Source organism: Nonomuraea mesophila (assembly GCF_004352805.1).
GTDB lineage: Bacteria > Actinomycetota > Actinomycetes > Streptosporangiales > Streptosporangiaceae > Nonomuraea > Nonomuraea longispora.
This window is the reverse complement of the sequence record NZ_SMLD01000259.1, coordinates 1-9,439: the sequence shown is the minus strand read 5'-3', so window position 1 is coordinate 9,439 and position 9,439 is coordinate 1. Positions and strand designations below refer to the sequence as shown.

Below are 9,439 nucleotides of genomic sequence, written 5' to 3'. Positions count from 1 at the left end.
GGGCGGGCGTGGGGGACGCGTACGCCGGCGTCAGGGAGGTGAAGCACAGAGCGCCCACGGTCACGGTGAGGCCGACGGCGGTGCCTGTCCTGCGGTTCATCACTTGATCGCTCCATGTGTGCACACAAACGACTGACAGTGGTCAAGGACCGTAGTTGAGTTGTTAAAAGAGTGCAAACAGTTACGGTTGGTGACAATGGTGCGAACAGCCGATGTGTCCCCCGATGTCGGATAGGGCGTCTGTTAGCGTCATCGATGCAGCGAGGGGGTGGTACGCATGCCGGCGAACGGCGTGGCGATCCAGTTCGTCCGCGCGGCCGTCGACTCCACCGGGACGGCCGGACCCGACGTCAGGCGCACGCTGGCCGGGCCAGGGGCCACCCACGTCGGCTGCGCCCGGACGGTCGAGATGATGCGGGACCTGTGGCGGAGCAGCGGCGACGAACTGCTCAGGCTCGGCCCGCGCCCCATCCCGCCCGGCACGTTCCGGATGATCTCGCTGGGGCTCATCCACGCACCCGACCTGCGGGCCGCGCTCGGGCGACTGACCGAGTTCGCCTCGATCACCACGGGCTTCACGCGCAGCCGTCTCGTCGTCGGCCACACCACCTGCCGCGTCGAGATCGCCGCCGAACCCGGCGTCCACGTCCCGCAACTCGCCGCCGAGATCGTGCTCGCCCTCGTCCACCGTTTCCCCGCGTGGCTCGTCGCGCGGCGGATCACGCCGTCCCGGCTGGAACTGCCGTTCCCCGAGCCCGCCCACAGCGACGCGTACGTGCCGGTCTTCGGTCGCATGCCCGTCTTCGGCGCCCCGGCGGTCTCGATCAGCTTCGACGCCCACCATCTGACGGCCCCCGTCGTACGCGAGGAGGCCGACCTGCTGCGCTACCTCAGCCGGTGGCCCGCCGACCTGATCAACCACCGCGACTACGCCACGACCACGGCCGCCCGGGTGCGCGCCGTGCTCGAACGCGGCGGCCCCGGCGAACGCACACGCGCCGACGACGTGGCCGCCAGGTTGTCGATCAGTCCCCAGCACATGCGCCGGCTGCTGCGACAGGAGGGCACGTCGTTCCAGCGCATCCGGGAAGAGGTCCTGCGGGACGTCGCCGTCGCGAGCCTGGAGCGCGGCGGGGAGTCGGTGGAGCAGATCTCCTGGCGGCTCGGGTTCTCCGAGCCGAGCGCGTTCCGGCGGGCCTTCACGCGCTGGGTCGGCAGCCCACCGGGCGAATACCGCACCCGGCACACCGTCTGACGCCGACCGTCACGCCCCGTACGCCCGCGAGCCCTGGACTATCGGGTGCGGCGGCGGACGGCCAGGCCGACCGCGACGACCGTGCCGGCCAGGCACGCCCAGGCGAACACGTCGCCGATCACCCGGTAGACCGTGGTGGCGCCGCGTACGGGCACGTCGGACAGGACCACGTGCCGGTCCCCGCCCGCGTAGTCGTGCGCGGCCAGCACGCGGCCCTGCGCGTCGAACGCCCCCGACACCCCGAACTCGGCCTGCCGGACCATCGTGTACCCGTTCTCGATCGAGCGCAGGCTCGCCTTCTGGCTGTGCACCGGGCCGATCTCCGCCCAGTCGCGCGCGGGCACGAGCATGATGTCGGCGTCCACACGCATCAGCTCCGGGAAGTCGGCGTCGAAGCACGTCACCGTGGCCAGCCGCCCGTACGGCGTGCGCGCGACCGGCACCACGCCGTCGCCCGGCGGGTAGAACTCCAGGCCGGGAATGGGATGGGTCTTGTCGTAGGCCCAGACCTGCGCGCCCGAAGGGTCGTACAGGTAGGTGCGGTTGGCCGCGTACGGCGCCCGCGGCAGCACGAGGGACACGGCGGCCTGCAGGTAGACGCCGTTCTCGCGGGCCGCGGCGGCGACCTGCCCGAGGAACGCCTGCTCGTCGGCCGCGAGGACGCCGGCCGCCTGCTCCGACCACATCACGATCTTCGCGCCCGCCCGGGCCGCCTCCCGCGTCCTGGCCAGCAGGTTGGCGTTGACCTTGCCGAAGGCCGCCCGTACGGCCGCCTGGTCCCGCGAGGCCACCTGCTGCGGGGTGAGGTCCGCGCTGAGCGTGGCGTGCAGCTCGCGGGTGGCCGAGGTGTCCGGGCTGATGCCGGCCACGCGCACGGTCGCGCCGTCCGGCGGCAGGAACGCGAGCCTGGCCCCGCCGGCGAGCAGGGCGAGCAGGACGACGCCTGCGTACGCACCCGCGGTGCGGAGCGCGTACCCGCGCAGCCGCTTCTCCCAGAGGTGGTTCACCGTCGTCGCGAACCAGCCGATGAGGAACCCCACCCCGTACGGGCCGGTCACCGACACGACCTGCAGCAGCGCCAGGTCGTCGTGCTGGGTGGCGGCCGGCACGCCGAACGCGGTGCCGAAGGGGCTGAGCAGCGTCATCAGGAACTCGCAGGCCGCCAGCGCCGCCGGGAAGAGCAGCAGGGACGTCACCGTGCCCGCTCCGGGGGTGATGAGCCGGTCCAGGACGTACGGGACGACGGTCAGGGTGCCCAGCCCGATGATGCCCACCACGACGATCACGCTCATCGGCACGACGGTCTCGACCAGCCAGAACACGCCGGCCAACGCCGAGGCCGCCCACACCGCCGCGAGCCCGCCGAGGGCCGGGCCGGTCCGTACGAACCTCAGCAGCAGGACCGGCGACAACCAGGCCGCCACGGCGATGTCGAACCGGCCGTGCACCGCGAAGAGCCACAGCAGCGTCCCCGCTCCCAGCCAGGCCCACCGCCACCGACGTCCGCCTGTTGCCGGCGGCGCGGCCTCGCTCCGCCGGTCGAGCTGCTCTGTCCGCATGTGATCCTTCCCCGCCGTCGAGGCCTCCGCCCGGCGAACGCGCGGGACGGAGGTTCTTGCGCGACGGCCGATCCCGCCGCGGATCGACGCTAGGTCCGGCACCCGGGCGGGGACTGTGACCTCACCTCTCCTCATCCATGACCGAACCGCTCCTCGTCCTTCGTGGTGGTCGGACCGCGGCTACTCGGCGTAGGGCTGGTCCGTTCCGCGGGCGCTGTAGCCGAGGCTCCAGATGTAGCCGTCGGGGTCGGCGAAGGAGCCGCCGTACCCGCCCCACGGCAGGGCGCCGGCGGGCTTGAGCACCGTCGCGCCGGCCTTCGCGGCCTCCTCCATGATCTCGTCGACCCGCCCCTCGCTCCGGACGACGTACGTGAGGGCGAAGCCGCTGAAGCCGCTGCCTTCCGGGCTCGTACCCACCTGTTCGGCCAGGCCCTCGCGGCCGTAGAAGCCGATCCGCGAGCCTCCGTCCGATTCGATGAACACCACCGCCCCGTAGTCGTGCATGATCTTCCAGCCGAGCCCCTCCGTGTAGAACTGCTTGGCCTTGTCCAGGTCCCTGACGCCGAGCAGGATCGAGCTGACGTGCGCTTTCATGGCTTGACTCCCCTTGTGGTCGAGATGGGCAACCTGTCCCCGCCTGTCACATCGGCGGGGGTTCGCCGGTCAATCGGTATGACAGGCCGCGACGAAGGAATGTGACCGATGGTTGAGCAGGACTGGCTGAGCGAGCGGTTCGCCGAGCACCAGGACCGACTGCACGCGGTGGCGTACCGGATGCTCGGCTCCCCCGCCGAGGCCGAGGACGCGGTGCAGGAGGCGTGGCTGCGGGTCAGCCGCGCCGACACCGACCAGGTGGAGAACCCGGCCGGATGGCTGACCACGGTCGTCGCCCGGGTCTGCCTGAACATGCTGGAGGCCCCCAGGACACGACGCGAGAAGCCGGCCGGGGCGCTGCCGCCGGAACCGGCCGCGCCGTACGCGGGCCTCCACCTGTCCGGGCCCGAGGAGGAGGCGCTCCTGAGCGATTCGGTGGGCGTCGCGCTGATGGTGGTGCTGGACACGCTGAACCCCGCGGAACGGCTCGCGTTCGTCCTGCACGACGTCTTCGCCGTGCCGTTCGGGGAGATCGGCGCCATCCTGAACCGCTCCCCTGCGGCGGCCAGGCAACTCGCCAGCCGGGCCCGGCGCCGCGTACGAGGAGGAACGGATGGCGGCGGCCCGGACGCCGCGCATGTTCAGCAGCGGGAGGACTCGCAGCCGGACACCGCACACTCCCAGAAGCGGGAGATCGTCGCCGCCTTCCTGTCCGCCGCACGGAACGGGGACTTCGCCGCCCTGCTCGAACTGCTCGACCCGGACGTCGTGGTGGGCGAGGTGCGCGGCGGTCAGGCGGTGGCGGCCTTCTTCACCGGACGAGCCAAGGCCGCCAGACCCGCACTGGTCGGCGGAGTCCCGGCGGCCGTCTGGTCACACCGCGGCCGGCCGATGGCCGTCTTCACGTTCGCCGTCCGAGCCGGGAAGATCACCCGCATCACCATCGACACCGACCCGGACCGGCTGCGCGACCTCGACATCACCTTCTCCCGTGCCGCCTACCGTGCCGACGACTAGGACAGTGATGACCCGAACCTCCCGCCCGGTCCGCACCAGCACGAATCTGCGGCTTTCTTCCTGCACGCTCGCCGTCCACGACCTTGACCAGGCGCTCGGCTTCTACCGTGACCTGCTCGGCTTCGAGGCACGCCCCGCTGTCGGACCGGAGCCGGGGCGGTGGGCGAGCGTCGGCCCGCCGTCGCAGCCGGACGTACACCTCCTCCTCGAACCACCGGGAACCCGCCCAGGTGTCACGCCCGGCGACCGGCGGGCGATCGAGAACCTGCTGGCCAAGGGCCTGCTCGGTCACCTGGTCTTCGTGACGGACGACTGCGCCGCCACGTTCGAGCGCATGGCGGCGGCGGGCGCGGAGGTGATGCAGGAACCCATCGACCGGCCCGGCGGCGTCCGCGACTGTGCCTTCCTCGACCCCTCGGGCAACCTGCTCCGCTTCGTTCAGCGGTGACGAACGATCGCGGCGGGGCGGGGCGGGGCGGGTCCGAGACGAGAACGACCGGCGACCGTTCTCTCTGCCGACCTTGGCGATGCCATAACTTGTGAGCCATGCACGAATCCAAGGTCACCATTCGAAGCGGCAGCCCGGATGACGTGAACGCTGTGCTGGCGTTCTGGGTCCTGGCCGCCGAAGGGACGGACCGGCACGACTCTCCCGACAAAGTGGCCGCGTTACTGGCCCGCGATCCCGAGGCCCTGCTCATAGCGGAGTGCGCCGGCGAGATGACGGGGACCCTCATCGCGGGATGGGACGGCTGGCGGGCCCACCTGTACCGCTTGGCCGTCCACCCTTTTCATCGCCGCAAGGGCATCGCCACCGCGCTGCTGGCGAGGGCGGAGGAGCGCTTCACCGAGTACGGCGCCTTCCGCGCCGACGCCATGGTCCTGCACGACAACACCCTTGCCCATGCAGCCTGGAACGCCGCCGGCTACGCCCCTCAACCCCAGTGGTCCCGCTGGGTCAAGCCGCTCTCCACTCCCGGGTGAGAGGTCTACGCCCGCTCACCCGGCCGAATCCTGCGGCTGAGCGCGGTGGACCATCACCCGCAGCGGTGAGAATGTCGTCGGTGTTGCGGCCACGAACGGACGCTTGATCCCCCGTCATCAGCGTTACGCGAGGAGTACGGAGTCAGGTGATGATCCTTGAATGACGTCGAACGCTTACAGCAGATGATCGACGAGCTACGCCGGCTCCGTGACAAGTGCGAGCCGAAGAACAACCGGAACCCACGCTACCTGCGCTACTCCAACGCGGTCTCTGCCCTGTTGTGGCTCATCGACGATCTACGCAGCGAAGCCTGAACGTCCGGTGCACACGCGGAAGAGACCCGCTGCTACTTCTCGTAATGATAGCGACAGGCGGCGATCAGGATCGTGTCGTCGTTGACGCGATAGACGAGCCGATGTTCTGAGGTGATGCGCCGGGACCAGTAGCCGGACCATTCGTACTTCAGCGGCTCTGGTTTGCCGATGCCTTCGTTCTCGTTCCTGGCGACGTCGGCAATCAGCTGATTGACCCTCTTGAGAATGCGCCGATCTTCTCGCTGCCAGTAACAGTAGTCATCCCATGCGAGTTCGTCGAACAGTATCTTCACGAGGCGGGATCCTCATCGACCAGTTCACGCACGGTGCCGCCTCCAGCTTCCAGACGTGCGACCGCCTCGGACAGACGTCGGCGGTTGGCAGGCGAAGCCATGAGGTAGAGCGTCTCGCGCATCGATTCGTACTCACGTTGCGACACCATGACGACGCCTTCCCCGCCAGGGCGGGTGATGAGGACTTCTTCCTGATCATTGATCACAGCATCAAGGGTGGCGGCGTAGTTGGCCCTTGATTCAGACATGGTCAACACCTTCATACCTTGAATGTACATCATGATGTACAGCAAGGCGCTGACCTGAGGCGCATGGCCGGCTCTTCAGGCCGAGTCATTCGTCGAGGCGAGGCTGGATGAAGAGTGTCCGTGGACACGCTCCAGCACGACGACGGGAATCTGCCGGCCGGCGGCCGCTTCGAACTCGGCGAACTTCGGGACGAGCGCCACCTCTTTCACCCAGAGCCGCTCACGCTCCGCGCCCTCCGCCAGCCGGGCCACGACCGGCACCGTCTCCGTGCCGACCTCGACCGTGGCCTGCGGGTTCGCCATGAGGTTGTGATACCAGACGGGATGACGCGGACTGCCGCCGGCAAGTCGCAGAAGGCCAAGACCGCACGCCACGGCAAGGGCAAGCGCTGGCTCGCCGTCTGGGTGGACCCCGACGGCAAAGAGCGCTCGACCGCCTACGACCGCAAGGCCGACGCCGAGCGCAAGATCGCCACTATGGGCGCCGATATCGCCCGTGGCGACTACATCGACCCGAGCGCCGGCAAGGTGCTCTTCTCCGACCTCGCCGAACGATGGCTCGCCTCGCGCATCGTGGACCCATCGACCAAGATCCGATACGAGTACATCCACCGCCTTCATGTCGCGCCGACCTTTGCCAAGCGCCAGGTGAAGAGCATCAAGCCATCCTAGATCCAGGCCTGGATCAGCGACCTGAGCAGCCGCTTCGAGACATCGACCGTACAGACGTCGTTCCTGGTCCTTCAGGGCATCCTCGATGTGAACTGTGGCCGACGAGGCGATCAAGCGCAGTCCCGCGAAGTCGCCAATCGTTCAGGTGCCGAAGCGCGCAACCGAAGAGATCACGGCGTGGTCAGACGAACGGGTACGCGCCCTGATCGACGCTCACCCCGCCCCCTTCCGCCTGCTCCCAATGCTCAGGGCCGCGTGCGGACTCCGGCAGGGTGAACTGTTCGCCCTGGCCCTCGAAGACATCGACTTCGTGGAGTGCGTTCTCCGTGTACGGCGGCAGATCAAGAAGCTTGGGGCCGATCATGTCTTCGCGCTACCGAAGAACGATCGGGAACGGGTCGTCCCGCTCCCTGAGTGGGCCGCCGCAGCTATCAAGCGGCACCTCTCGACCTATCCGCCGCTGGCCTGCTCACTGCCCTGGGAGAAGGTGGACGGCACGCTTCGCACGTACAACCTGCTGTTCCGATGGACGGACGATCGTTTCATCAAGGCCAGGAGCTACAGCGAAGGGAAGCCCGCTCTCGTGGCTGCCGGCGTGATTCCGACACCGAACAAGGACACTCGTCAACGGAGCCGCTACGTCACCTCCCGTAAGGAAGGGCTACACCAGCTTCGGCACTACTACGCAAGCGTGGTGCTCGCCGGCGGTGTCTCGGTGAAGGAACTCGCCGAGTACCTTGGACATGCCGATCCTGGATTCACGCTCCGGAAGGCCGTGGACGACCGCCTGTTCCATCCGAGGCCCGCGTCTCAGGAGAGCACAAGGTCCCGCTCTGAAGCGTGAGTCATGACCCATCCCATCTGGTGATTGGGTGGGCCATGACTCACAATCCCTGGCCTCCACGAGGACAGCACTCACCAGCTACAGCCATGCCTCGTCGCGAGGGTCTACGACAACGGACTCATCGGCGCTGGAACTGGTGGATGTCTCCTGGTTCAGTCCTCCAACGGAGCTTTCCGCCTGCATGGCAGCGATGAAGAAGTCCTTTGAACCAGCCCTACCTGCCTTCTTGTACCTGATGGCAAGCTCGTATGCCGCGTTGACCAGTTGGAGGCCTTGGAGCCGTAAAGCAGCAGCTTCTGGGATCTTGCCCGTGGCTCTGCCCTTCCAGACAGCCGCCTCGGCCCGCCAGTACGCGACTTCCTCCGGGTCCCTGCCGCTGCTCTCCAACCCGATGGCCTCACATGCCAGCAGTACGGCCACCTCATAGGCAGCCTGAGCGTCACCGTCCTCAGCCTGTTTGAGTCGTCGGCTACCCAGACGACCCCAACTGCCCGGTATACGTCCAGTCGGCGAAGTGGTTCTCCGGGAAGGGCCTTCTCCGGGAGCCGGATCTAAGACATCGCCCGTGATCTGGTCGCTTCTAGGCTCCTCGCTACAGCCATGCATCGCAACGTATGCCGGCGATGCCCGTGAGCCACCTTCTTCCTCCTCCTTCGCGGCCTGCCAGAGCTGGCCGAACTCCTTTATCAAGGCCGCTTGGGGAGCAATATCGAGGTTCGACTTGGTGGCGATGTGGTGGCAGACAACTACCAACGTGCGCACGAGCAGCCAGTCGGGCGTCCTCTTCGACTTCCCGCTGATCAGATCACAAGCAGTGGCCCGCGGGAGAGACCGCAGCCAGTCACTCTCCTCGTCTGCCTCGGCGAGGATTCGTTCGGCCTCCCTGGAGAGCATCTGATATGACGGCTGCCCCGCTTCGACGTAATACAGCTTTCTCATGCGCGTCGCAAGCAACGCTAGGCGAGTGCCGCCTTGGCTGGCTCCATTCATGATCCAACCTGTTCAGGATCGAGTGTCCATGCTGGGCGGTAGGGGGTGGGCGAGACGGAGGAAGGTGCACTCCGCCCTGCGCCCGAGAAGTAACTATGGTCCCACAGGTCAGACTCGTAGATGTTAGCCACGCCGTGCGCCCCATACCCAACTTGTCTCAATCGCACAAACCTTCCGTAGACATCCGCCCGCATCCGAAGAATGGGCCCGTCTATCCGGAGAAGACTCGACGACGTCCGGGTTTGATCAACGTTGAGTACGCGGGACTTACGCTCTGCTACTCGTACTCCCATGAACTCGTACACAGCGCCCGGAGGCGGCAACTGCCGGGCCACAACGCAAAAGGGGAACGGGGCGTGAGCAAGGCAAGCCTCATTTGGTGGGCCATCGTGGGCGCCCTGCTCTCACTCTTGATCGGCGTCGCGGGCTCCTTGCTCGCCTTGGGCAGTGGGGACGCGGTCGCCGAAGCCATCATTTTCGGCGCGAAGGCCGCCGGGGGATGTGCGGGACTATGGATCGCAGCCACCGCTGCCGTACATACGAGCAATGATCGAAACCTGTGGATCTGACGGGAAGGGGTGTACCTTCCCGAATCATCTGATCAAGGTTTCGAGATAAGGCCGACGCGCCAACGTCGGTCGGGAAGGCACACCCGTGTCGCTCACCGT

Annotated in this window: 14 protein-coding genes; 8 read left to right on the top strand and 6 right to left on the bottom strand. The window is 67.6% G+C overall.

Annotation, left to right across the window (positions count from 1 at the left end; translation table 11 throughout):
* Positions 1–277 precede the first annotated feature (277 nt).
* Positions 278–1,255 carry an AraC family transcriptional regulator gene (locus E1295_RS45485; RefSeq protein ID WP_132641208.1) on the top strand — a complete coding sequence of 326 codons (978 nt, stop codon included), beginning with the start codon at positions 278–280 and terminating at the stop codon, positions 1,253–1,255.
* Positions 1,256–1,293: 38 nt separating this feature from the next.
* On the opposite strand, the gene E1295_RS45480 is transcribed toward E1295_RS45485, so the two are convergent.
* Together E1295_RS45480 and E1295_RS45475 are read right to left on the bottom strand one after the other, a co-directional pair.
* On the bottom strand, positions 1,294–2,814 hold the full coding sequence (locus E1295_RS45480; RefSeq protein WP_132641206.1) for a nitrilase-related carbon-nitrogen hydrolase: 1,521 nt from the start codon (positions 2,812–2,814) through the stop codon (positions 1,294–1,296).
* Positions 2,815–2,994: 180 nt separating this feature from the next.
* Entirely contained in the window at positions 2,995–3,408 is a 414-nt protein-coding gene (locus E1295_RS45475; RefSeq protein ID WP_132641204.1) for a VOC family protein, read from the bottom strand.
* A 108-nt stretch (positions 3,409–3,516) separates the two neighbouring features.
* On the opposite strand from E1295_RS45475, the gene E1295_RS45470 reads away from it, so the two are divergent.
* From E1295_RS45470 to E1295_RS49485, 4 genes are all read left to right on the top strand, one after another.
* Positions 3,517–4,425, top strand: coding sequence for a sigma-70 family RNA polymerase sigma factor (locus E1295_RS45470; RefSeq protein ID WP_132641202.1), 909 nt, complete (start codon positions 3,517–3,519; stop codon positions 4,423–4,425).
* Positions 4,426–4,432: 7 nt separating this feature from the next.
* Entirely contained in the window at positions 4,433–4,873 is a 441-nt protein-coding gene (locus E1295_RS45465; RefSeq protein ID WP_132641200.1) for a VOC family protein, read from the top strand.
* Between the two features lie 98 nt (positions 4,874–4,971).
* Positions 4,972–5,409 (top strand): GNAT family N-acetyltransferase, encoded by a 438-nt coding sequence (locus tag E1295_RS45460; protein ID WP_132641198.1) that lies wholly within the window; start codon positions 4,972–4,974, stop codon positions 5,407–5,409.
* 156 nt (positions 5,410–5,565) lie between these two features.
* Positions 5,566–5,724 carry a hypothetical protein gene (locus E1295_RS49485; RefSeq protein WP_166427739.1) on the top strand — a complete coding sequence of 53 codons (159 nt, stop codon included), beginning with the start codon at positions 5,566–5,568 and terminating at the stop codon, positions 5,722–5,724.
* Between the two features lie 32 nt (positions 5,725–5,756).
* On the opposite strand, the gene E1295_RS45455 is transcribed toward E1295_RS49485, so the two are convergent.
* From E1295_RS45455 to E1295_RS45445, 3 genes are read right to left on the bottom strand one after another with little or no spacing between them, the layout of a single operon-like run.
* Positions 5,757–6,017 (bottom strand): Txe/YoeB family addiction module toxin, encoded by a 261-nt coding sequence (locus E1295_RS45455; RefSeq protein WP_132641196.1) that lies wholly within the window; start codon positions 6,015–6,017, stop codon positions 5,757–5,759.
* The gene (locus E1295_RS45450) at positions 6,014–6,280 is read right to left on the bottom strand and encodes a type II toxin-antitoxin system Phd/YefM family antitoxin (protein WP_132641194.1); all 267 of its coding nucleotides are present in this window, start codon (positions 6,278–6,280) and stop codon (positions 6,014–6,016) included. Before E1295_RS45450 ends, E1295_RS45455 begins: the two co-directional genes overlap by 4 nt.
* A 60-nt stretch (positions 6,281–6,340) precedes the next feature.
* Positions 6,341–6,568 (bottom strand): nitroreductase/quinone reductase family protein, encoded by a 228-nt coding sequence (locus E1295_RS45445; RefSeq protein ID WP_246081178.1) that lies wholly within the window; start codon positions 6,566–6,568, stop codon positions 6,341–6,343.
* Between the two features lie 21 nt (positions 6,569–6,589).
* On the opposite strand from E1295_RS45445, the gene E1295_RS45440 reads away from it, so the two are divergent.
* Together E1295_RS45440 and E1295_RS45435 are read left to right on the top strand one after the other, a co-directional pair.
* Positions 6,590–6,937, top strand: coding sequence for a tyrosine-type recombinase/integrase (locus E1295_RS45440; RefSeq protein WP_132641192.1), 348 nt, complete (start codon positions 6,590–6,592; stop codon positions 6,935–6,937).
* 94 nt (positions 6,938–7,031) lie between these two features.
* Positions 7,032–7,781, top strand: coding sequence for a tyrosine-type recombinase/integrase (locus tag E1295_RS45435; protein WP_132641190.1), 750 nt, complete (start codon positions 7,032–7,034; stop codon positions 7,779–7,781).
* A gap of 78 nt (positions 7,782–7,859) precedes the next feature.
* On the opposite strand, the gene E1295_RS45430 is transcribed toward E1295_RS45435, so the two are convergent.
* Entirely contained in the window at positions 7,860–8,720 is an 861-nt protein-coding gene (locus E1295_RS45430) for a hypothetical protein (RefSeq protein WP_132641188.1), read from the bottom strand.
* Positions 8,721–9,127: 407 nt separating this feature from the next.
* Here E1295_RS45430 and E1295_RS45425 point away from each other — a divergent pair, with 407 nt between their 5' ends.
* Positions 9,128–9,340 (top strand): hypothetical protein, encoded by a 213-nt coding sequence (locus E1295_RS45425; RefSeq protein WP_132641186.1) that lies wholly within the window; start codon positions 9,128–9,130, stop codon positions 9,338–9,340.
* The last annotated feature ends 99 nt before the right edge of the window (positions 9,341–9,439 follow it).